Source organism: Cupriavidus sp. 291-E7, from assembly GCF_057798835.1.
Map to the genome: position 1 here is coordinate 69,372 of NZ_JBYOJV010000020.1, position 22,046 is coordinate 91,417.

18 protein-coding genes are annotated in these 22,046 nt (G+C 58.1%); 4 read left to right on the plus strand and 14 right to left on the minus strand.

What is annotated here, in order from left to right; translation table 11 throughout:
• Positions 1 to 1,064 precede the first annotated feature (1,064 nt).
• The gene (locus AC3FLX_RS27310; protein ID WP_488700462.1) at positions 1,065 to 1,331 is read right to left on the minus strand and encodes a hypothetical protein; all 267 of its coding nucleotides are present in this window, start codon (positions 1,329 to 1,331) and stop codon (positions 1,065 to 1,067) included.
• A 1,772-nt stretch (positions 1,332 to 3,103) separates the two neighbouring features.
• Between AC3FLX_RS27310 and AC3FLX_RS27315 the strand changes: the two genes are divergently transcribed.
• The 3 genes from AC3FLX_RS27315 to AC3FLX_RS27325 all read left to right on the plus strand — a co-directional run bounded on the left by AC3FLX_RS27315 (position 3,104) and on the right by AC3FLX_RS27325 (position 7,124).
• Positions 3,104 to 3,817 carry an AAA family ATPase gene (locus AC3FLX_RS27315; RefSeq protein WP_488700463.1) on the plus strand — a complete coding sequence of 238 codons (714 nt, stop codon included), beginning with the start codon at positions 3,104 to 3,106 and terminating at the stop codon, positions 3,815 to 3,817.
• Positions 3,817 to 4,845, plus strand: a complete 1,029-nt coding sequence (locus AC3FLX_RS27320) for a ParB/RepB/Spo0J family partition protein (RefSeq protein WP_488700464.1) — start codon at positions 3,817 to 3,819, stop codon at positions 4,843 to 4,845. Before AC3FLX_RS27315 ends, AC3FLX_RS27320 begins: the two co-directional genes overlap by 1 nt.
• Positions 4,846 to 5,813: 968 nt before the next feature.
• Entirely contained in the window at positions 5,814 to 7,124 is a 1,311-nt protein-coding gene (locus AC3FLX_RS27325) for a replication initiation protein (RefSeq protein WP_488700465.1), read from the plus strand.
• Positions 7,125 to 7,491: 367 nt separating this feature from the next.
• On the opposite strand, the gene AC3FLX_RS27330 is transcribed toward AC3FLX_RS27325, so the two are convergent.
• The 13 genes from AC3FLX_RS27330 to AC3FLX_RS27390 form a co-directional block, all read right to left on the minus strand.
• Positions 7,492 to 9,216 carry an ATP-dependent helicase gene (locus AC3FLX_RS27330; RefSeq protein WP_488700466.1) on the minus strand — a complete coding sequence of 575 codons (1,725 nt, stop codon included), beginning with the start codon at positions 9,214 to 9,216 and terminating at the stop codon, positions 7,492 to 7,494.
• Positions 9,217 to 9,471: 255 nt separating this feature from the next.
• Positions 9,472 to 10,308: an ATPase gene (locus AC3FLX_RS27335; protein WP_488700467.1), complete on the minus strand. Its 837-nt coding sequence runs from the start codon at positions 10,306 to 10,308 to the stop codon at positions 9,472 to 9,474.
• A gap of 63 nt (positions 10,309 to 10,371) precedes the next feature.
• Positions 10,372 to 10,986 (minus strand): IncC plasmid conjugative DNA transfer DtrJ family protein, encoded by a 615-nt coding sequence (locus tag AC3FLX_RS27340; protein ID WP_488700468.1) that lies wholly within the window; start codon positions 10,984 to 10,986, stop codon positions 10,372 to 10,374.
• A 3-nt stretch (positions 10,987 to 10,989) separates the two neighbouring features.
• The gene (locus AC3FLX_RS27345; RefSeq protein ID WP_488700469.1) at positions 10,990 to 11,313 is read right to left on the minus strand and encodes a hypothetical protein; all 324 of its coding nucleotides are present in this window, start codon (positions 11,311 to 11,313) and stop codon (positions 10,990 to 10,992) included.
• Positions 11,288 to 11,797, minus strand: a complete 510-nt coding sequence (locus AC3FLX_RS27350; RefSeq protein ID WP_488700470.1) for a hypothetical protein — start codon at positions 11,795 to 11,797, stop codon at positions 11,288 to 11,290. Before AC3FLX_RS27350 ends, AC3FLX_RS27345 begins: the two co-directional genes overlap by 26 nt.
• Positions 11,798 to 11,803: 6 nt before the next feature.
• Positions 11,804 to 13,660 (minus strand): conjugative transfer system coupling protein TraD, encoded by a 1,857-nt coding sequence (gene traD, locus AC3FLX_RS27355; protein ID WP_488700471.1) that lies wholly within the window; start codon positions 13,658 to 13,660, stop codon positions 11,804 to 11,806.
• Complete coding sequence (locus AC3FLX_RS27360; protein ID WP_488700472.1) at positions 13,660 to 14,913, minus strand: TraI domain-containing protein; 1,254 nt, start codon at positions 14,911 to 14,913, stop codon at positions 13,660 to 13,662. Before AC3FLX_RS27360 ends, traD begins: the two co-directional genes overlap by 1 nt.
• Positions 14,914 to 14,915: 2 nt before the next feature.
• The gene (locus AC3FLX_RS27365) at positions 14,916 to 15,974 is read right to left on the minus strand and encodes a type IV secretion system protein (RefSeq protein ID WP_488700473.1); all 1,059 of its coding nucleotides are present in this window, start codon (positions 15,972 to 15,974) and stop codon (positions 14,916 to 14,918) included.
• On the minus strand, positions 15,971 to 16,708 hold the full coding sequence (locus AC3FLX_RS27370) for a TrbJ/VirB5 family protein (RefSeq protein WP_488700474.1): 738 nt from the start codon (positions 16,706 to 16,708) through the stop codon (positions 15,971 to 15,973). The genes AC3FLX_RS27365 and AC3FLX_RS27370 overlap by 4 nt, the downstream gene beginning before the upstream one ends.
• 12 nt (positions 16,709 to 16,720) lie before the next feature.
• Entirely contained in the window at positions 16,721 to 19,177 is a 2,457-nt protein-coding gene (locus tag AC3FLX_RS27375) for a VirB4 family type IV secretion system protein (protein WP_488700475.1), read from the minus strand.
• Positions 19,171 to 19,500, minus strand: a complete 330-nt coding sequence (locus AC3FLX_RS27380) for a conjugal transfer protein (RefSeq protein ID WP_488700476.1) — start codon at positions 19,498 to 19,500, stop codon at positions 19,171 to 19,173. Before AC3FLX_RS27380 ends, AC3FLX_RS27375 begins: the two co-directional genes overlap by 7 nt.
• A gap of 2 nt (positions 19,501 to 19,502) precedes the next feature.
• A complete protein-coding gene (locus AC3FLX_RS27385) occupies positions 19,503 to 19,847 on the minus strand; it encodes a prepilin (protein WP_488700477.1) in 345 nt (114 codons plus the stop codon).
• Positions 19,848 to 19,865: 18 nt separating this feature from the next.
• Positions 19,866 to 20,915 (minus strand): TadA family conjugal transfer-associated ATPase, encoded by a 1,050-nt coding sequence (locus AC3FLX_RS27390; RefSeq protein ID WP_488700478.1) that lies wholly within the window; start codon positions 20,913 to 20,915, stop codon positions 19,866 to 19,868.
• A gap of 410 nt (positions 20,916 to 21,325) precedes the next feature.
• Here AC3FLX_RS27390 and AC3FLX_RS27395 point away from each other — a divergent pair, with 410 nt between their 5' ends.
• On the plus strand, positions 21,326 to 22,033 hold the full coding sequence (locus AC3FLX_RS27395; protein WP_488700479.1) for a VirB8/TrbF family protein: 708 nt from the start codon (positions 21,326 to 21,328) through the stop codon (positions 22,031 to 22,033).
• Positions 22,034 to 22,046: the final 13 nt, after the last annotated feature.

Sequence of the window (22,046 nt, forward strand, 5' to 3'; positions counted from 1 at the left end):
CGCGCACTTTTGGACGAATTTCGCTTAGAAATCAAGGAGCGGCGCCGATGTGCTTGCTCTCATACATGGTGTTCATTGCTCGAACGAACCTTGTTCTTCAACACGCCCCGCCCTCCTTGGCGGAGGCTTTGACGGTCCTAACTGAGTGCAAGGCGCGCGACTGTAGCAGCTGCGTGCTCTGTTCCACCTCCCTCGGGGTGACCGGTGAACAACGAGCATAGTGGGATCTTGGCGAGCGTCGTCATCCACCGGTGCCCCGTTACGACGACGACTTCACTCGCCGCACAGCGCCGCAGTGCGGTGATTTCGGCGAGTAACGACCCCATGTGGTGGCGTCTGCCGCGCAGCCGCTGTAGGGCAAGGCAAACTAGCTCGCTCTAGCCGGACAGAAAATAATTTGCATTGCATTTTGTGTGTCGATTTCGAGCATTTCCGTTTCGCATCGATTGCTTTTCCCGTCCAATCAAGAACTTAGCCGTCACTTGAGGTCTGCGCGACGGCACGGTTTCGGACGGTTGCGCATTCGATTTGGCCGGAAGGTATGGCACACGGAAATAGCCCCGGCGCCGGCTGACGCACGCAGTCCAGCATCGGCTGGCGCCATCATGCCAAAGAACCGGATTTCCTTGTCCGCCGCACCGGTTAGCCCGGCGGAGGTCCACTGTCGCTCGGTTTCATATCAGACATCTGCGTTGTCCGGGATGCCCGCGTGATTCTTCGGCCCTCTCGCCACAGTGCTGTGAGCACTCGGCACGCATGTGTCGGCACTTAAAATATGCTTAATAACGCACTATTAGTGCCATCGCTTACCGCCCACGACGCGCGGATTTTGAGCCCTGTGCTGGGGATATCCGATCAACCTGTTACTTGCAGTACGGCAAAGTAAGTCAACGAAACTCCGGATGTTTTCAGAACACCATAGAGTCGCTGAAGCGTCATGGTCGGGGCGAGCGCGCAGGCGCCCTGGGGAATCCGTATCGATGCGACGTGGCGCGAATTGCTCCGAGTGGGCGCTCTAGGGTTCGACGTTCCGGCGGCGTCGAACGCCGTACCGCCGCGGTCCGTCACCGTTCGCCATCTTGACGACTGTTGCCCAACACCCGGATCGTTGTGCTAGGTTCGTCATCATCATCGTCGGCCATGACGAGCGCCACGGAGGCCTGGGCCACGCCCCAGCCCAGCACCAGGTCGACGCCGCGGATCGGTCCGGACAGGTCGCCCATCAACGCATGGGCCTGGATCTTTCCGTAGCCTTCGTCCGAAACGGACTGCAGGGCCAATATCAGTTCGTCGACTGTCAGGCACGCCTGGCCGGGCAAATGCGTGGTCACTTTTTTATCCTTTTTCCGGAGTCTTACCTGTGAGGGCTGGTCGTACGCGCACGCCGTCCGCTCGCCCGTGGGAGTGTCCACGGATATGCCGGGGACGTGGCGCCATCCGGGCGGTCCCTACAACGATAGGTCGGACGGCGGTGCGCCGACAGGCTGATCGCCTCTCCCGAGGGCCTTCGCGACATCCTCCTCCCCTGCGATGGCTCTGGCTGTCCGCGCAGACATCGTGGCCCTCGCCAGCGGCCAATTGGCCGTGACCCGCGCTGGCGCTGGCAGGCGCGCGCATCGTTTTGTCGCTTTCGGCCACGCATGCATCCCCTCCTCCAGGGGCGCAACATCTAACTCGGCGGCATGGGCGCGGAGGCAGGGTTCTAGCGCCAGCAGCACCGCCGCGGCCTCGGCCGCCCTGCCCTGTTCCCGCAGGACGTCGCGCTCTTGGACGAGGGAGGCCAAGGCCCGGCGGATGTCGTCGGGCGTGATTAAGGGCATTGCGCATGTCCTGTTTGACGTAATGACAAGATATGCGGCGGACAACAATATGCCGCCAAACAAACAAAAAATCCAGTGCTAAAACTCGCTTGAAAATGTGGATTTTCAGTACTCAGATCTGTGGTCGATTCACGCAAAGGAGGTCGCGCCTCGCTTGACGTCGATATCATTTTGGGGAAATTTCTCACAAACTCATAGCATGAATTTCGGAGAGACCGAAGCTGCTACATCCAAGCCTTGCGGTCGTGTTATCTGTTCGACAAACTCTGTGCACCCCGTTTTTTCCGCTTTGTCGGCGGGTTCACGCCCCGAATGCGGCAGGTATCCGGCCACTCCACGGCGTTACGGCATAGCAGATGTTTCCTGTCTAAAATTCCCGGGTGTCAAAAACAACGCGATGACGCAAAGCCGGTATCGAACTTGCGCGTGTCCAGTGCGGGAGCTTATTTCGAACGCCGGCCGAAACTTACCTATCTGAGCTAGATCTGAGGCCCGCGCATCTGATTGCTGCCGTTCGGCCCCAAACGCGAAATTCCTAGCTTCCATTAAAAATGGCATTCTTCCGTGAGAGCGTTTACTTTCATGCTTGAAAGCGCCCCAAAAATCAGATTCTCCAGCCACTCTCATATCGGAGAGCAACATAGCTCATCAAACGACGCGAGAGACTTTCAAGCATGAAAGTTCGAGCCGTTACAAGGCGCACACATGTAACGGCTCGAACTTTGCCGAGGAAATAATACGCAATAGGGTTCACTCCTCGCTAAAACAGTCCTACCTTCAGTCAGGCAACTTCGCGCATATTGGCGAGCCCCCTACTTTCAAGCATGAAAGTAGGGGGCTCGCACGAAACTGCGGCCACGCTTGTCACTCTCAAGTACCCACGAATGCCACCTTCAAGAGTCGCTCACTTTCAAGCTTGAAAGTGTCTCTCAAGGCTCCTCTATCCGGCTTTACCTTCATGCTTGAAAAGCGGAACGAACTTTCAAGCATGAAAGTTCCCAAGTATGTTGCCACTACGTTCGCCCCTCGAAATGAAGTTACGAACCCATCCCAAGCACCCCCTCGTAGCTTTCACTCTTGAAAGTTACGAGGGGGATCCCATCGGGAAGTGCATCCCAGAAAAGGAATTGCATTGAATTGGGACTAAGGGATCGTCGCGAAGCTGCAACGCCTGACTTAGTTTTACTTGGTCATTTAGCTGTAGATGGTCTATTAACCAAAAAGGGTCGCGTACGGTACAACAGTTGTGATATTGTACGTAATATATTTATGCGGAGAATTTTATGTCTGCTCGGATCATTACGATCTTCAATCAGAAGGGCGGTTGCGGCAAAACCATGACAAGCATGCAGTTGTCGGCCGCCTTTGCTCTACGAGGTTTTCGCACGCTTCTCGTAGACATGGATAAGCAAGGTACAAGCACGATCTGGGCGGGGCAGGGGGGCAAGGACAGGCCGTTTCCCGCAGAAGTCATTAGCCTGGCGCCCCTTCGGGAAAGAATGTTGGGCGAGCTTGAAAAGCGCGCCGAAGCTTACGACTTCATCTTCGTCGATTGCCCCCCGGCGATTGAGTCTTCGATCCCTTGGGCAGCGCTGAATATTTCCGATATTGCATTGATTCCCGTCATTCCGCTGATGGACAACGTGTGGGCAAGCCGGGAGGCGAAAGAACTTGCGCGCCGCGCAAAAACTGAAAACCCAACACTGCAGACTTTTTGCGTTCCGTCGATGTCGCGCAGAGGAAATGTGTTTAAGGCATGCACCGAAATCCTCCAGGATGACCAAGAGATTCCGCTGCTGAACGAGGGCCTGCAACAGCGCAACGCATACGGTGAATCCCAAATGTTCGGGCTCAGTGTCCACGGCGTCTCAGGCGCTTCGGCCGCAGTAAAAGAGGTTGAAGCTCTCGCCGAAGTCGTTCTGCAGCATCTTGGTTTCACCGTGCAGAAGAAGCAGGGCAAAGGAAAAAGCGTTAAGCAGAAAGAGGAGGTTGTCTGATGGCTAAGATTCGACTGGAACAGATGCGAGATCAGGCAGCCAAGGCCCTGACGGCTGCGCCGCCGGCCGATCGATTTGCGCGCGCCCAGGCATTGGTCGAACGGCAGCCTAACGGCTTTGCAGAAAAACGTCCTGAAGATCGGCCGGCAACCAGGAACGATGCCCCCGAACCTGCGCCATCGGACGTGGACCTGCTCGTTGCGGAAGTAGAGCCCCCGAAGAATGGCGAGCCCTACTTCGAAGAAATCGACATCACGTTAATCGACGAGAATCCGTTTAACGCTCGACGACTCTACCGTCCCGAGCGCGTTCATGAACTCGCTGGTGAAATCCGGGCAGACGGACAGCTAGTCCCTGGCCTGGCTACCATCAGGAATGGTCGACGCGTTCTCGCTGGTGGTCACTATCGGTTTCGAGCTCTCAAAGCCGCAGGAAAGGCCAAGATGAAGCTCATGATCCATCCGGATCTGACTGACCAGCAACTCTATCAGATTTCCTACAAAGAGAATGCCGAACGCGAACAACAGTCGCCATTGGACAATGCCTTGGCCTGGAAATCGCTGATTGTCGAGGGTGTTTACCCGAGCGAGTCCGCTATCTCCGAAGCAACAGGCATGTCCCTGCCGAATGTCAACAAGACTATGGCGATTCTAAAGCTGTCGGAGGGCATCCTAGACATCGTCAAAGAGAAACCCGAACCCTTCGCGCTGTCGACCCTGTACCAGCTGACACTCCTGGAGCGAGTCGCAGGCGTGTCAGTAGCCGCGGCCATGGCAGCAAAGGTGAAAGACGAAGTGGCGGTGTGCCGAGACGTCGAGGATGCCCGAGCGCGGTATGAAAACAAGCCAGCGCGGAAGCAGAAGGAAACTTCTCGGCAGCACAAGCTATATGCTGCGGATGGAGTGCCGCTCGGAGTTCTGAAGGATTGGGATTCAGGTAAGGTGACGTTCGAGATCACTTTTCAGGACCCGGTCAAACGCCAAGCTCTGGTCGATGAACTGAAAGCCAAGTTCGCTCTAATGCAATGATCTCGATCTGCGGCTGCGCTGAGCAGTCGCGGCCATCCTTGGCACCAACGCCCCAGTTTTCTTCCCGCCTCAATATTGTTCACCCTGTTCAAAGCAGTCTCTCAGAAGGCACCTTGCGTTTAAGTGCTTTAGTAAACACGTAAACCATTTAGTAAACCTTTAGCTTATGTAACTCCATGAATTCAAAAGGATTTCAGGCTTGGAGGTGAACGCAAATGGGGATTTGGTGAACATCTATGGGGCGAAAGGTGTGTGGATATGGGGAATAGGTGAAACCGTGTGAGGCAAAAGGGGTGTGGATTTGGGGATTAGGTGAAGTTTCTTGGGGCTTAACCCCGGCTCGGGTCAGGTGAAAGGTTTTGGGTCGACTTCGGGTGAACACCATTGGGGTTTCCGGGTGGCTAGCGTTGCACAAGCACTATCAGGTGAAAACTTTTGGGGGTGGTCATAGGTGAACTAGTTTGGGGTGGTGCGCAAGGTATACGGCCCGGAGAGCGCGCCAGTAGGTCAACGTGAACATATTTGAGGCCACCTAAGGTGAATTAATTTGGGGGTGTTTTAGTTAGTGCGTACTTACTTATTGTGCGGTTTGAGTTAGAGGTGTAATGATTTGGGGTGTTGACGGTGAAGAGATTTGGGGCGATGCGTTCATACTCCCGGCCCAGCCCCGTTCGTTGCATCGCTCCCTCAAATTGCTTCACCTTTGCCCGCACCTCTGGCCCCAAAAGAGTTACCCCAAAGCACGTCTTTCGTTCTTTGAGCACGAAAGGTGCATGAATTTAGGGAGCTTTCGAGGTTCACAGGTGAACGCTTTTGGGGGGCGCTAATACCTGTGGAGTGTTCCGCAGCTTGCTGATTCACAACACTTTTTTGCATCTGGAATGAGCCGAGGCAGAAAAGTGCATTTTCGCTTGATAGGTGAACTGGAGCGGACTAAGATTTCACCAATCCAAAGTGCGGAAATAGTGATGACGCGAGTGAAGGCACCTTCTAAAGGGTCCCAGATTGCCCTGTTCCAGCAGCCCGAGGTGCCGGAGCCCTTCAAAAAGGCGGTCCAAGCGATTCACGTTTCGCCGGTCGGCGGTGCCCTCACGCTGCAACAGCGCAGGCTTTTCAACGCCCTGATCAAGAATGCCATCGAGCACAGATTGGGCCAAGCGGGTGCTGTGGACACTTTCCAAATTTCCATCCCGGAAATGATGTCTAACCTGGCCCTCACTACCAAGGACACCGGGTATATCAAGGAAACGGCCAAGTCGCTAATGCGTACCGTCGTAGACTGGGACCAGTTGAACAGCGACGGAACCGCTACGTGGACAGGCTCGACCTTGCTGGCCGGCGCAAAGATCACTGGGTCGCAGCTATCGTATTCGTTTGCACCACAGATTCGGGAAGAACTTCTAAACCCTGAGCGCTATGCCATGATTGACATGCGCATCGCCAAGCTTTTTCGCCGAGCCCATTCACTGGCATTGTGGGAGAACACTGTCCGCTACGAGCGAGTGGGGATCACCGCGCGAATCCCTCTGCCAGTCTTCCGCAATCTGATTCTCGGGCGAGAGGAAAGTGAAACAAAGTACAAGGAATACAAGATCTTCAAGCGTGCAGTGCTGAATCCCTGCATCGCAGAGATATGCGACGTTTCCGACCACATGCTGGAACTGATCGAGCACAAGGTAGGACGCTCGGTGGCCGATCTTCAGTTCAAGATCATCAGGAAAGAGCAGGCCGTCAAGGAGGACGACCCCGCAGGAGGCGAGCTTGTCCAGGCCATGGTGAAACTGGGACTACCTGCGAGCGAAGCTCGCAAGCTCGCCAAGACTCACAATCACAGTTCGCTGCGCGACGCGCTGGCATACGTACGTGCAAGACTCGCGAAGAAGAATGCAGCTACAGTGGAAAACGTTCCGGCCTATTTCCGCAAAACGCTCGCCGAGGCGTGGGGCCGCGGGATGGAGGCAGAGGAAGTGTCTGAAGAGTCGATGATCGCCACCGTGCCTAAGGCGAAGTCGGCCGCAGAGGCAACGGAGAAGTACATCGCAGCCAGGTTGCCCGTTGCCCAGGAGTACTTTGCTGAACTGTCGGCAGAAGAACAAACGCCGTTGATTGACCAGTACAACGAACAATGCGTCGCCATAGACCTCAGACTGGTGGCGAGTAAGCGTCCATCCAAGCTCGCCCAGACCAGTTTCTACAAGTGGCTTTCCGATCAGACCTGGGGGGCACCGACGTCCGAGGATATTTTGTCGTTTGTGTTGACAGGCAAGGTGGCCGGCTGATTGCCCACATGAGATCGCGATTGACAGGATAGGCGGGCTAGCTGGCGGCGGCCTTCTCGTATTTGTCGTGGAAGCAGCCTTCGCCCCCGACTTACCAGCGATCCGGCGAAGCCGAAGTTTCCCCGAATCGAAACCCGAGACCGCCTAGGATTGTGCGGTCCTCGCCCGACAATCGCATTGGTTGACCCTCCCGCAGCATCGATTCTCCACCTTTCCCATTGGGCGTCCTTGGCAGCGCTTGGCAATCTCGCAAAGCGTTCGTCGTCACCACCCGCTCCTCGGCTTCGAGAGGCACCTCGGGGTGCGCCGATTGGGTGCCGTCTGACGCCTTACCTCGAGGTGGCACCGATGCTGGCACTATCGCCGGTCAGGCTAACCCAGCTTCAACAACAAATCTGGATGTGGGATTTTTTTTTGCAGTCGAAATCCGCAGACGATCTTGGGCACGAGTCATCGCGACATAGAACAGTCGCCGCTCCTCGGCCTCAACGCTGTCGTCATCAGGGATGATCGTCTCTTCGCATCGAAGCAGAACAGTTGCGCACCACTGCAGCCCCTTGGACGCGTGCATTGTCGTCAGGACAAGCGCGTCAGGTGCCGGCTCGTTGTTCTTCCGGCCAAGGAAGTCGAGACGTTCCGCGAACGTTCCGTTCAGGCGCGAGAGCACATCGTACGAAGCGTTGATGGTGCGCTTGGCGCGATCGGAAGGGGCATAAGCACTCAACCATTCTCGGACACCATCCAGAATGAGCGCATAGAACTCCCGGCCGCACAGCGAGCGCCATTCAGCCAGCTTCTTCAGGAAATCGCGATACTTCTCAGCGGAATGCTCGGAAAGGCCCAAGGCCAATAGATCCTTTTTTTTTGCGATGTCTTGCGTGTTTGCCGCACTCGAATCGTGCAGCAGCTCCCGTTCCGATTCGTCCAGGCCGGCAAACGCCACCAGGCTTTCGAGTGCGCCGTCTGACGACAGCTCAACCATTTGCAGCAGGCTGCCAAACAGAGCCGCCTCAGGCTGGTCAAGAATAGACTTGCCCGCCGCCCGGTAGTACTTGATCCCATGCGAGCGGCAAATGGCCTCAACAGGATCAAGAATGCGATTGGTGCGCGCCAGGACGGCCGCGGTCTGGCCAGCCCTCAGCACGGGCGCAAGGAACTCTACTGCGGCGACAGCTTCCTTGTACTCGTCATCGAATCGAACGAAGTCAACAGTGCCGCCTGGCCCTCGGTGCGCAAGTAGCTGCTTTGCAATCCGGTCCTGATTGTTCCGAATGACCTTCTCCGCAGCATCAAGGATCTCCGAGTTGGAGCGATAGTTTTTCCCAAGGATCACCTGGCGGGCGTCGAACTCAGTCGCAAACGAATTGATGCCCCGATAACCGAGTGCCGCGCGGAACGAGAAAATGCACTGGTCATCATCTGCCACAACGCATGTGGTTGCGCCATTGCGCGCGTGATGTGCGGTCCAGAGGCATTGCAGCTCATCGCAGTCCTGAAACTCGTCCACAAGGAGGTGATCCACCGCGTAGGGTGCGATCGAGCCGTCCCGCATACCCTGCAATGCAAGCCGCATCAGATCCTGAAAGTCGACGCGCTTGCTGCGTTGAAGCGCCTTTTGGTAGGCGTGATAGAGCTGGCCTTCCAAACCTTCATTTGGGGGCGCATCGAGCCTGATCTTCAGTCGGTCGATAACGCCCACGGCCTCATCAAGCTTCATGTCCATGCCCAGGTCTTGCAGCACATGGCTGACGATTGCCGCCCTATGGCCGTCGGATGCAATTTCGGGACGTTTGCCGCCGGCGGGAGCAAGCTGTCGATATGCGAGCGAGTGGAACGTGCCAGCCAGCAGCCGGCTCTTTGCCTGTGGCCCCGCAAGCTTGAGGATCCGCGCGCGCAGCTCCACGGCTGCGTCCTTGCTGAACGTCACCGCGCCCACTCTAACGCTTGGATCGGCAAGCAGCACCGCCGCCTTCGCGGCAATCGTTGCGGTCTTTCCAGCGCCAGGTACAGCCACCGCGACACAATGGTGACGCAAGTCCACAACTTCGCGTTGGGACGCATTCAGGCCTTCCAGAACCTTTTGCAGCGACATGATTGAACTGACGGGGAAAATGAGAGGAGATCAGACCGATCGGCTGATCACACAGGTGCGTCACGAAGTGGTGTCATCGTTGCATCGCGTCCAGCTACGGCCCACATCGAAAGACTGAATCCAAGTACGGGGCAGCATCAGGGACTAAGTGCCACTATGCGTAGGGAGGTGCCATTAGCCTTGGGTGACACATGGTGGCACCAAGGGCATCCACGACCAATTGCGCCCGAGTTGGTGCCACCGCAATGATGGGAATTAGATCCCCCGCACCGTTGTCATAAGCTTCAGGTGCGTGGTGTAGCTGCGCAGGCCGAGCGGCTGGAATTTGCGCAGGAAGCGCGTGACCTCCTCGTTGACGTCAGTCATGTCCCGGATGCCGTTCCACACCATGAAGTCGAATTCGTCCATCGTCTTGTCGAACTTGATGAGCACTTGCAGGGCTCGGACGGCAAAGCGGGAATATGCCTGGACCTCCAGCTGGATGGCAGGCCGCACAATTTCCGGCCGAAGCACGAAGTCGCCCTTGTCCTGCATGTCCTTCTCACGCTGCTCACGGTAGGCGGTGGCAACGCGCAACTGCTCGTCTACGTACTCCTCGAGCTTCACCATTTCGCCTTCGAGGTACTTCTCGACTGTCGCGAGTTCAGCGCGCGAGAACGTTGTCTGCCCGAACCTCTGCAGGTTCAGCGACATGCGGTTCATATAGGGCCACCACTGCTCAAATAGGGGGCGCAGCCGTGTGTGATTGATCTTCAGACCGACCACTACAACGGCAGCACCGGAAAGTTGCCGGTTGAGGATCTGCATGCCCAGCTCGCGACGACGGCGCACGATTGCCTGGCGGTCCTCAGGCGAGAGCTCACGAAAGCGTTTGCGCGTGCTTTCCACCTCCGCCTTCTTTTGCTCGGCGTCCGCGGAGGTGATGATCCCCTCCTTATGCAGCGCGTCTGCCGACGCGGACATCTGGCTCAGTTCGGCTTCGACGTCCTCTGGCGCCGTGACGGTCAGGTTGTCAGTGGCGCCGGTGTCTTCGATCAGCGGACCTTCGGCCAGGCCGTCGGCAGGGTTGGCGAGTTCAGCGGTCGTGGTCATTTATGCGAATCTCCGAATGGTGGCCAGCAAGGGCCGTGAATATGTTGGTATTAAGCGAGCGAGTTAGCGGCCCACATGGAATGCCGAGGCGAGGCGCCAGCCGAGTAGTCCGACGATGGCGACGCCGGCAGTCCACCAGTAGACGGCAATCGGCAGCGGCAACAGCAGCGCCGATGCGCCAAAGCCAAAGCAAACCAGCAGCCCGTGGGCAGCCACGTGGAACGTCACTGGATTGGCGAAGCCGGCAGATGCAGCGCGGATTCGACGGGAAACGGCGCCGTCGTTGAGCAGGGCGACCAACAACACGGCACCGCCGAACGCCCAGTACTGCGCCACCGACGCGCGATAGATTGCGCGGTAGATGGTGAGCCAGAAGTTGCGCATCCAATGCCGTCCGAATGTCGCGGCGCCACCGTCGGAGAGCATCGTTTCCGTGTCCGACCCCGAAAAGGAAGCCTTGACTGCGCCAGTCTCGACGAACCAGCGCACGAATCGCCCATTGGCGGCCGAGATGGCGAGATCGGCGCGGGCATCGCCAAGTACCTTTGCGACAGACGACTGCTCTGCATCGCTCACTTCGAAATCGTCCTGGTTTGGCAAGAAGGGAGCGGTCGCACAGATCATGAGAGGGGCGACTAGCAGCCATAAGCGCACATGTGAGACAAAGCGGCTTGCCATGTTTCAGAAGAGCTTAAAGAGAAGCAGGACTGGAAAAGCGGCAAAGGCGGCGAGTGCGCCGACCAGCAACAGCGGCTTGCGTGTGGCCACGCCGATCAGCGCGAACGCGGGTATGCTCCCCGCCTCGATAAAGACCGGTGGCGTTACCGCAGTGTCGTTGCTGTTGGCGTTGGAGTGCCACGTCTGCATGGCGACCGCTTCGGTGGGATCGACCTTGAAATAGCGCACAGCGATGCCGATGGCAGCGCGCAGGGCGAGCCGTGCCGGGTAGCCACGAGCTTTCTCCAGCCGTCTGTGGGCGTCAGTGTGCAAAGTTGCCAGCGACATCGTAGCCCTCGAAGTATCGGGTGAAGGTGTAGCCAGTCAGCACGCGGGCAGCAAGCTGGAATGCGGCGCAGCGTTGGGAGACCTTCCCCGGTGTGGGTTCGTCGACCATCTGGCACACATATCCGACCGGTTGGCGCTGCTCGAATGCCGGAATGGATTCCTGGTACGGGTACCAGACGTGGTATCGCTCGCCCTTGAAAGCGGCATAGCGTTTGACGTACAGATCGTGGGCACGGCTGAATAGGCCCTTCATGAAAGCAACGTTCGCATCGCCGTGCTTGCGCGCGAGGCGCCACGCCTGGATTGCGTCAGAGAGCATCTCGGCGACAAGGGGTTCTTCGCGCACGCGGAAGTTGACGCCGATGTAGTCGACCAGGCGCGTGCAGATGTCGTCCAGATCGGGGGACAAGGTGAAGATGGGTGTCAGCTTGGTCGACATCCTGTACTGCTTGACGATCTGTCGGAACAGAGTAGGGGAGCGCATTGGCAATTAACCTTGAATGATCGGGATACGACCCTGGTACACCGAGCCGCCGGATATGCGCAGGAAGTACTGCAGGTTTGGCAACTGCATAATCAGTTCGGGCGGAATCAACGGTGCCTTCTCAAGCTGCGTCGATCGCGATACCGAGCCGCTGAACTCGCCAACGTGGGCCTCGGTGCCCGTGCTTGTACTGCTGGACACAACGATGTTCTGGATGGCGGTGGTACCGGCCTTCTCCGAGAACCAGTTCGCCGTGTCGATGTCTTCCAAGCGTAAAACGATCTGGTTGTTCAGATTGCCCAAAACCTGCTGCATCTTTGCGAGGTTTCCGAGTTTCGCCGTCAAATCGGAGCGGGTCTGATATGCGACGAAAGCCTTGAAGCCCGCTCCCCGACCTTTGTTGAGTACCTGGATAACCTGCTCGTTGATCGCCTCGGCCACCTCGTCGATGATGAGCACCACTTCAGGTGGCTTCTCGTAGAAGTTGTAGATGGCGCCGGCGACCGAGGCGATGTCGGCCAGCAGCATGGACATGATTGCTTGAGCAACGAGGGCGTTCGAAAGAGAATCCGCCCCGACATAGAGCACGGCTTTCTGCTTGATGACCTTATCGATGTCCCAGATCTCCCGGTTGTCATCGAAGTCGTCGGCTTTAGGCGCCAGCATGAGACCCGTTTCGCCGGTTGCCAGCATCTGCAGCAGTGGTAGCGCTGAAGCGATGATCCGACCGTAGTGGTCGCGGTCGTGATGGAATGTGGCCACCAGACCATCAATCGCTTCGTGGCCGAGATCCTTGTTGGCAAATCGCGCGATGTACAGCTGCACCATGGCGTCAAGCAGCGTGCCGCCGGGGCGCTGGCCGGCCTTCTGCATGTAGCCATTCACTTCGTCCTCCCAGTCTGGCAGGCCAGCTTCGGGGAAGAACCGGCGCAGCGCCCGGTCGAGCAGCTTGTTGATGCCGTTCTGGGCGTACTGGAGTATGGACCGCAGGTTCGGCTTGTCGCCGACATAAAGCTCGCCCTTAACGGCACGATCAATGAACAAGAAGGCAAATTGACGGAATGGGCCTTCCTCCATAAGCTGTGCAATACGGCTCGGGATTTCGGATGGCTGCGACCAATTCTCGATTGGATTCAACCGGATCGATTGAGAAGGAGCCGCCTGTTTCCAATAAAGAAATTTACGTCCGGTCCGTTCGCATTCCTTCTTTACGCGCTTTACCCAATCTCCATCATTTTTTGGATCGATGATAATCAAAATATCGTTGGGATTATGGATGACCTGCGTCGATATAACTTCGTAGGTCCGCGTTTTTCCAGAGCCGGTTGTGCCACTAACAGAAGTGTGGCCGGGCATTGCCTTATAGTGAAATGGCACCCAGTCCTTCTTGGGTTCCATGCCGTGAATCCATGAACGGCCTTGCGGCATGGTGTCTGCGAGGCTGTCAGCCGGCGCGAAAATCTTTTCGACGCGTTCAACGATAGGATCCGGCAACCATTTAGGCAAGCCGGGAATATCGCTGGACGGCATGCGCAAGATATCGTGCGCGATTTGGCAATGGCGCTGCGTCCATTCATATCCCAAACCGAGGTACATTGCATTCTGCTTGACTCGCATTGTGTCGCTGATTTCCAAAAGCCGGTCGATATGTATCACCGTCAGCCATTTCGTAGAAATCGCCATGCGGAATTTGAGTGCAGTCCAGACCTGAGAGGAGCGGAAGACAAGCATCGTTAATGAAAACAGCGCAAAATACCCGGCGCTTGGCATTCCGCTAATCAATAGCAAAATAATCGCAATCGCCCACCCGACGACGGCACGGAACTCGAAAATCGGGCGGAAATGGTTAATGTAGTTGCGCATCACGATCCTTCGGAGGCGGCAGGACGTTCGGCAATCAGCGCTGCCACCTTGTCGATCAACAAGATGTCTTGCCCGACGACCTTGTAGAGCAGGCCGAACTTGCGCAGGTTTTCAATCAGCGACTCGGACGCCATGCCGTAGTTGCCGATCATTCGCTTGCTGATTGCCAGCTTGTTGTCCACCCAGGAGACCTTGGCTTTGCCAGCCTGAACGTCTTGCGACAGAGCGCGGAAGAAGTCCCGCATCAGGTTCGAGGTGCCTGCGAGCGCTTCAGCAAACGGATCCGTACGCTTGTCGTTTCCGGCAGGACGCACCGCATCGATGGGGAGGGCTGCGGCCGTAGGGCGAGGCATAGGATCTTCCGGGGCCAACGACGTTGCCGGATTGACGATCTGTGACGACGGCGCTGCCTCCGCGGATTCTTCGGCGGGGTGCCGCCCAGACGGCTGCGCGTCGGTACCCGGTCCCGCGGCCGCGGCAAGCGCCGCAGTTTTTGCTTGCGGTTGAGCTGCGTTGCCAGACGCGGCAAGGTCAACCGCCGACGGGGCCGGGGTGGTATCCGGTGCGAATTCTGCTCGACGGGCCTTTACCTCGAAACCGGTGGTCGTTTCGATCGCCTGACGTGCGACTTTGTGCAGTAGCGTCTCGATGCCGGTCGGGCGTACGTCCGGGTTGATGGCCCCGAAGAGATCGGCCAGCACTACTGGATCGAAGCGCGCCAGCCGCTCGGCACCGAGAATTTCGCGGGCGAGGAGGGCGGTTCTCATGCGCTCGATGGGCATGCTATCTTCCCGACGCTTGACCGTGTACGTGCCGTCGCCCAACCAGGTGCCGAACGCACCGTGCGCTGCTGGGATCCATTCGGCGCCATCGCTTTCGCGATGGAAGCGGAAATGCCGGCAGGGCTCGTCCAGGCGCGAGCAGCAAGCAGCGAGGAACAACGCATAGAGATACTGAGGCTCAAGTAAGCGACGCCGCTCGGACGGCTGATCGGCGCCAAACTTCTGGGCACCCGAAAGTCGCATGGCAAAGTAGGCCGCCTCCACCGTCGCCCGCATGGCACCGCCAGGCTCCGCATGCTCCGTTGGACGCAACGGCATTGAACCGAACCACTGCGCACAGGCTTCCAGCACGGCCATCCACTTCGATGAGAATGCTGCCGGCTCGGCTTCGTTGGCATACTGGCGGATCAGATCGATGCGCTTGGCGTGCGCGTAGATCAACTCTGCGACCTTTAATGGCTGATGGATCATGCTTACTTCCCTGCCATCTTCTTGCCAAGGTTCCAGGCGCCTCGGCCGAGCATCTTGAATCCACCCGTGCCGCTGACACCCCCTCCCGTGCCAAAAATGGAGCCAGATACTTTGGGAATCTCCATAGCAATGAAGATGAGGACGACGGCGAGTGAGAGCGCATAGCCCGCGGCCAGGACGGTATCCGTCCCAATTGCACGAATGTCCTGCATGGAGCCCAGCAACGGGGCCGTCACGAGCTGGGCGATGGTTGCCGACACGACCATGTACATGGAGCCGGTGACCATGTAGTCCAACCAAGCTGTGAAGTACTTACGGGTGACGTCGAGCATGCCGAACGCGACGGCGAGCGAGCCGAGAACGATTCCGATGGCGACCATCAGCTGTCCGACCATCATGAACCATGAGTAGATGAGTGCTGCAGCCAGGACACAGACAAACGCGAAAAATAGGAGTACGGCGCCGCCAATGGCCTCGATTAGGCTGACCCGGCTGTGGAGGACCGCGAGCAACATCCTGCCGATGGATTCAAAGAACTTCCCGGCCGTCGTGACGAGCGTCGCGGGTAAGCTGTAGATGTCATCACCAGCGTTGATCGCGGTGGCAAGTTTCTGGAACCAGATGAAAATCGAAGGCGCGAAGCTGTTGTAGCTGACGTACAGCGACGCGAAGATGCCAAGAATGAGGATCGATTCGATGAAATCCGTCCACGCCTGCACCGCGTCACCGGTTGCGGCCCACCGTAGGCCGGCGAGCACGAGGGCGATGACGCCTAGACCGAAGGCGACTTTGTCGGATTCACCGCGGATACGGTCACTAATTGCGGTGGCGCCAACGATGAGGCTGCGGGACAGCCCATCCATCTTGTTGAGCGTCTTCATAATCCCTGCGGCCAGGTCGCCGGGCAGACCTGAGGACGTGGTTGGGGTTGATGCCGCTGGCGCAGTGCCACCCGACTGTTCGTCGGCCGCAAAGGCCTGGGGGATGGCGAGCATGGCCAGGACGAGTAGCGCGCTCAACAGCGCCTTCAACGCGCGCGGCATGACGGCTTTGTCGATCATTTGAGGTTGAGGATTCTCTGGCGCTGCACGTCCCGATCGGCTTGCAGCAACCGCGCGCGCTCGACGGATTCGGCGTCCACGGCCAGCGTCTTCTGGTCCTTGTCGGCATCGGACTGCGCCTTGGCGCTCATGAGCTGAAGCAGGTCGGAGTTCTGACCTGCCAGCACATCAAGCATCTGGCCGGTTGACTGCGCGGTGGCCTGCGCGGTAGGCGAGAGCTTCATCTGTTTCTGAATCTTCTCGCGGCGCTTGGCCGTCGCCTCGGTGTTCTTGAATACAGTGGACCCGAGATTGAACATGTTCTTTGCGGTCTTGTCGCCGTTGCTCAGCAGCGTCGACTGGTCCTCGAACCACTGCGTGGAACTCTTTCCAGAAGAGACGATCATGCTCTGCACGCGGTTCAGATAGTCCGTGTTTCCCGACAGCCCGCCGTAGAGGTCCTTGAGCACATTGGCGTAGGTCTCGTTGCTACGGATTTGGTCGTTAAGCGTGTTCAGTTGCTGCTCCAGCGCCGCCGCGTCAAGGCCAGTCGACTGCAGGAGATGATTGGCCATCATCTTGTACTGGTACGTGATGTTGGTGTTCTGGTAGACCTCGTCCTTGACGGACTGCTGTGCCGTCATGGTGTTCTGGATGAGGTTCGTCACATCGATGACCGGCAGGCCGCCGGCGTGCGCAAGCGAACTCAGCGTAAAGGAAGCCGCGGCAGCGGCCTTGATGAACCACTTCTTCATGACTTCTTCTCCTTAGGAATTGCGCGCGAGCATTTCACGCACGTAGTTTTGTTGCCAGTTGATATCCCCGGATGCGTGGTGGCGGTCGAGGATCGCTTGTGCGACGCCATCGGATCGGAGCATCGCCACCATTTCGTCCGAGAACATGCTTTGAAGCATCCGAGTCTGTGACCGGGTGATCCAGAGATAGTCGCGGTTGGGAATCGCGTCGTTGATCATCTGGATCTGGTCATCGGTAAGCCCGAACTTGCCTCCGTAGAGGTCCTTGCTGGAGTTCGCCTGGCTGTTGGGCAGGTAGATCAGGTTGCCGATGTTGTCCTTGAGGATCTCGAAGTCCGGAATGCGGTCGAGTTGGCGCAGCGATTGCGTGGCCATCCAGATGGCGCCATTGAGCTTCCGGATCGCGGTGATCCATGTCTCTAGGCGCTTGTAGAAGCGGGGCTGCTGGAAGAAGAAGCCGGCTTCCTCCACCTCGATGATGGTGTAACGCAATCCGTCCATTGATTGACTGATGCGATAGAACGCATAGTCGACAAAGAGGGCTGCCGCACGTGGGTACTTCTCGAACAGATCGCCCATCTCGATGGACAGGTTGTCGCTTACCGCGAACGCATCCTCGGCATGGTCGAAAAAGTGACCGTATTGTCCGCCATTGAGCCAGATTTGCAGGCGTTCACGCAAAGAATCGTGCAACTGGGTCGAGAGGTTGCTCAGCGTCCAGCGTTCAGGGCTATAGGTCGCCAGGATCTTGACGGCCTCGTAGACGTCCGTTGACTGCTGCGGGGTGAGCAAGAAATTGTCGTCTTCGAGTGCGAGTGACACCCATTGCGCGACGTATGTGAAATTCTCTGGGTCGCTCAGCAGTGACAGCGGGTTGACGTGGGTCGCAGTCTGGAATTTTCCGGTCACGTCGACAAACGTGCCGCCGCTCAGGAGCGTCGGGATGCGGGTGGATCGGTCCTTGTCGAAGCGAATCCGGCGCGCTCCGTGCCGCCCCGCCTGGGACACCAGAAAATTGAGGAACACCGACTTGCCCGCGCCGATTGGCCCGATGAGGAGCACGTGTCCATTGCCGCCCGGCTGGTGAAAGTCGACACGCTGTGCAGTCTTGTGGCGAGTCGGAAGGCAGGTGAGCGGCGCAACATCGTGGCCAGCCTTGTCCGAGAGCCAGTCGTTACGTGTCGGGCCGGGAACCACCGAGCAAACTGGCGCAATGTCGGACACCGCGGGAGTCTCCACAAACTGCAGGCGCCGCTGCTTGTCCCAGCGGCCGGGGAGGGTGCTGTTCCATGCCGGCATCAGGTTGGCGTTCTCGCGGATTGCGCCGAAGCCTGCATTGGTCAGCGCGCCGATCACCTCACTTATCGAGTCTTCGCAGGCCGCTTCGGTTTCGCCGTAGACAATGATGGAGATATTCGCGAAGCCATGCTGGGTGCCGTCAGCCGTGAGTCGCTTGAGGGCGATACCAGCCTCCTTGGCCAGCTCCTCGCGTCCTTCGTCGTTCTCGGCCTCCTCCTTCCCGAAATACTGCTTGAGGATCGCGCGGACATTTAGCGCCGCCATCTTGTAGAAGCGGCGAACCTTCTCGATATAGGCGGATGCACGGGCAGTATCGAGAAAGCGGAACATGATGCAGACGTCAAGTTCGGCGTCGATCTGCATCAGGCCGTCGAGCGCTGCTTCCTGGAAGCCGAGCCATTCCTTGACCGAGACAATGCCTGCGTATCGCTTGCCGTGTGCGGACTCAAATAGAAGTCGCTCCGCGCCGACGGTCACTTCCGACTCGGTGAGGTGGGTGTCAAGTAGCGTAACCGGGTAGCGAATCCGTCTTGCCGGCACGCTGGGATTGGCTGCCTGGTGAAGTGCGGCGTAGCTGTCCTGCATGACCAGGCGATTGAGCTTGAGGCGCGGGACACCGCCCCCGAAGGCGTCGAGCATTGCCTCGAATCGCCGGGTATCGGCCTGCAGCTTTTCCATGTCGAACGCAAACGCGCTGCGCGCGAAGATGGTGTCCTTCGTTGCCTCGAAGATTGAGGCATAGACCGATCGTCCCCCAACCGTCATATGGTGGCCAACCTTGTCGAAGAACTTGGCCACGCCCGTTTCGGGCGTGTAGGCGAGCGCAAGGGAATGCTTGTTCCGAAAGTACTTTCCGGATGTGAGGTGGGCTTTGTTCAAAGCATCCAGACGTGCATCGGCCGCTTCCGAAAAGTCGCCGCCCACATATCCGTGCGCACGCCGGTGGCTCAATTTCCACCATGCGGTGATCCGGTTGTCGAACGACTTGCAGGCCTGGTCCAACTGGTTTCGTGCCGATTCGATATCGGCGCTATTGGGACTGTCGGCATCGACCCCCTGAAACTCGAAGGTCGCCAGGAGCGAGCCGTCCTTGTTGAGGATCAACTCGGGGGTGATGGAGGTGAGCCACGGCGCCACTTCATACAGCGGGCGGCGATTGATTTTCAGCATGGGAGGTCGCTGTCGAAGCCGTAGGGGCGGCGGAAGAGCGAATGCAGCTTGCCGTGCCAGGGGCGCGACTCATACACGTCACCGTAGGTGTTGTAGACGCTGAGAATCTGGTTCCACCACGGGTCCCGCGACGTCAGCCAGCGCAGCAAAGCGTGAAAGGCCATGCCCATCAGCACGACGGCGACAGGGATCTTCCAGCCGCTGCGGAAAGTGACGTAGACCAGAAGGGCGACGATCGTGCCATTGGCAATGGCGAGGCCGCGTACCGCACCGCCAATTTGACGGGGCCGGGAAAGACCGATGCTGACGTGGTGCTGGCGCATGGTTAGAACCCCGTGCAGGCCTTTGCGACACCCAGTACCGTCATGATCGATGGGGCTGCTGCTGCCAGGCCCACGCCGATACAGATGACGGAGACAAACTTCATGATGGTCGATTCGGAGTTTGCGATACCGACCGCGCCCAGGACAATCAGGATCAAGCCGGCCACGAACAGGTACTTGGTGTTGATGAAGGTCGCGATGCCGCAGATGAAGTCTCCGAGCGCAGAGAAGGCGGCGATTTCGGCGGCGGCGGCCGAACTGGCCGCGGCCATGAGGCCAACCAAGGTGATCGCCTTGGAAGCCTTTTTACGCGCGAGGGCTGTGCGAAGGGAAGTCGAGAGAGACATTAAGAAAAGCTCCTGTTGTTAGAAAACGCGCTTGACGACGTATTCGTTGTTCCGGACGCCCTGAACCTCGATGATTTCGCTGATGTGGCGCATTTCGCCGGTGCGCTTCATGTGGACGACGTAGTGGATACAGTCGGCGACGAGTTTGCGCATGTCCTCCACCTTCCAGCCGGAGCCGGGTGGAATGCCCAGGAGGGCCATGCTTTCGAGGCGTGTGAGACCGCCACGGGCGTCCGGGGCGTGCAACGAGCCCATGCCGCCGTCGTGCCCCGTATTAAAGGCCTGGACCATGTCGTAGGCTTCGCCCCCACGAACCTCGCCGACGAGAATGCGATCGGGCCGGAAGCGCAAGGACAGCGCCACCAGTTGCTGCGTGGTGACACCCTTGTCGGCATTGGAAAGCAGTCGCACGAGATTGGGTACACGAGGCTTAAGTTCCATCGTGTCCTCGATAGTCAGCACGCGCTCGTCGTGTGGAATCACTTCGACCAGTGCATTCAGAAGAGTCGTCTTACCTGAAGACGTCCCGCCCGCAACCAGAATGTTCTTGCGCTGGCGGACGAGCTGCTCCAGTGCCTCCATCAGCGATTCGTCTTCGACAGGCCCTGTGAAGATGGCACGGTCGTCTTCGGCGCTGCGCGCGTGCTTGGCAGAAAACGCACCTGCCTTCACATAGTCACGCAGAGAAAGGTTCCGTTCCTGGTGCCGGCGGATACTGAGCGCATGGCCACCGATTGCGGTGGGCTGCATGACGGCGGCGATACGCAGACCCTTGTGGCCTGCGTTGATGATCCCTTGGGACGTCCCGCGCACGGCAGACTTCTGCACGGAGGAGGCCAGTGCGCGAATCGCGCCTTCCAGCTTTGCGGGTTCAATCGAGGCTTCAAGACGTGTCATGACCCCGCGCCGCTCGACCCAAATGTTGTCGTAGTGATTGATCATGACTTCGGCCACATCCGTGGCGTCCGTGACCTCGCGGATGGGCGCGAGCGACTCGAAGAACATGCCTACGGCACTTTCTTCGAGTTGGCTCAATTGCAGAAGAGGGTGATTAGCGGAGGAATCCATGCCCGCTATTGTTGGCGGACACGGACCATCGTGGCGGGCAGAAAGCTATACGATTTTGCGGAGCTTTCTGGGGAACTGCTGTGTCTCAGGATCGTTGCAGAGGCCGTGTTGCTCGTCGAAAGCGTGAGCATGCTCAACCTATTTCCCCGATAAGCTCATAAAAAAATATGAGCTTATCGGGTTGGGACGCCGTTAAACCGGCCCTTGAGCATTGCTCAAGCGTGGAAAGTGCCTGCCATTCATGCTATCCAATTTGCATCTCCATGCGACGAGAGTTCCCCAGTGCCTGATCTGCCGACGTGGTACGGAATGAGACCAAACGCGGAAAGCTGCGCAAAATCGCATAGCTTTCCCCCCTCTTTGACAGTCGGTTAGCTGTTTCAATTGGCGGCATCCAACAGGAAAGCCGCATGCGTTTTTTTCCCAAGAAATCCGAAAAGGCCAATCCCCTGAGCGTCGCCCCAGGGATGTACGCCAATGAGCGGCCCGAGCAGGTGATCTTCGATCGCACGACACGCCTGGCCGTGGAGCGCAACCATTGGAAGATCGCGACGCTCGGGATCGGATTCATTGCGCTGGCGGCCATCATGACGCGCGAATCGCCGCCCTCCGTCGTCAAGGCAGTTGGTGTCTCGGCGGATGCCACGGGCAAGCCGTACGTACGCGAACTGGTGGATTATCGGCCCGACGATATGGCCCTCAAGTGGGCCTTCAAGGATCTGGTCACGCGCTGGTTCACGATTGAGCCAATTCTGAGTACCGACGTCGAACGCTCGCGCATTGCACAGAACCTGCGCTCGGTGCGCGAGCAGATGGTGGGTTCTGGCCGAACGCAGTTCCAGGAATGGGTCGACGAAGATCAGCCGGTCCGCCAGGTCATCTCGTCCCCCACCTTGGTACGCGAGCCCAAGATCCTCAATATCGCCATCCTGCCAGACAACACTGTGGCCGTGGAGTTTGTTACGTCCACCAGTGAGGACGGATACAAGCCGCGCAGGCAGCGCTACGCAGTCACGTTCCGGTATCAGGTCAAGCCGCCGACCAGTGACGCCATTCTCGGGACGAACCCGTTCGGCATTTATCCCGTTTTCTTCAGCATCCAAAAGTCGCAGGCTTAACGCCGCGCCCAGT

Bases quoted from the DNA above. Each gene is read 5' to 3' on its own strand.
- AC3FLX_RS27340 (WP_488700468.1), bottom strand. From the start codon at position 10,986: ATGGCAAGCCGCTTTGTCTCACATGTGCGCTTATGGCTGCTAGTCGCC.
- AC3FLX_RS27315 (WP_488700463.1), top strand. From the start codon at position 3,104: ATGTCTGCTCGGATCATTACGATCTTCAATCAGAAGGGCGGTTGCGGC.
- AC3FLX_RS27390 (WP_488700478.1), bottom strand. From the start codon at position 20,915: ATGGATTCCTCCGCTAATCACCCTCTTCTGCAATTGAGCCAACTCGAA.
- AC3FLX_RS27360 (WP_488700472.1), bottom strand. From the start codon at position 14,913: ATGATCCATCAGCCATTAAAGGTCGCAGAGTTGATCTACGCGCACGCC.
- AC3FLX_RS27375 (WP_488700475.1), bottom strand. From the start codon at position 19,177: ATGCTGAAAATCAATCGCCGCCCGCTGTATGAAGTGGCGCCGTGGCTC.
- AC3FLX_RS27395 (WP_488700479.1), top strand. From the start codon at position 21,326: ATGCGTTTTTTTCCCAAGAAATCCGAAAAGGCCAATCCCCTGAGCGTC.
- AC3FLX_RS27350 (WP_488700470.1), bottom strand. From the start codon at position 11,797: ATGCGCTCCCCTACTCTGTTCCGACAGATCGTCAAGCAGTACAGGATG.
- AC3FLX_RS27325 (WP_488700465.1), top strand. From the start codon at position 5,814: ATGACGCGAGTGAAGGCACCTTCTAAAGGGTCCCAGATTGCCCTGTTC.
- AC3FLX_RS27330 (WP_488700466.1), bottom strand. From the start codon at position 9,216: ATGTCGCTGCAAAAGGTTCTGGAAGGCCTGAATGCGTCCCAACGCGAA.
- AC3FLX_RS27380 (WP_488700476.1), bottom strand. From the start codon at position 19,500: ATGCGCCAGCACCACGTCAGCATCGGTCTTTCCCGGCCCCGTCAAATT.
- AC3FLX_RS27365 (WP_488700473.1), bottom strand. From the start codon at position 15,974: ATGATCGACAAAGCCGTCATGCCGCGCGCGTTGAAGGCGCTGTTGAGC.
- AC3FLX_RS27385 (WP_488700477.1), bottom strand. From the start codon at position 19,847: ATGTCTCTCTCGACTTCCCTTCGCACAGCCCTCGCGCGTAAAAAGGCT.
- AC3FLX_RS27320 (WP_488700464.1), top strand. From the start codon at position 3,817: ATGGCTAAGATTCGACTGGAACAGATGCGAGATCAGGCAGCCAAGGCC.
- AC3FLX_RS27370 (WP_488700474.1), bottom strand. From the start codon at position 16,708: ATGAAGAAGTGGTTCATCAAGGCCGCTGCCGCGGCTTCCTTTACGCTG.
- AC3FLX_RS27335 (WP_488700467.1), bottom strand. From the start codon at position 10,308: ATGACCACGACCGCTGAACTCGCCAACCCTGCCGACGGCCTGGCCGAA.
- AC3FLX_RS27345 (WP_488700469.1), bottom strand. From the start codon at position 11,313: ATGTCGCTGGCAACTTTGCACACTGACGCCCACAGACGGCTGGAGAAA.
- traD (WP_488700471.1), bottom strand. From the start codon at position 13,660: ATGCGCAACTACATTAACCATTTCCGCCCGATTTTCGAGTTCCGTGCC.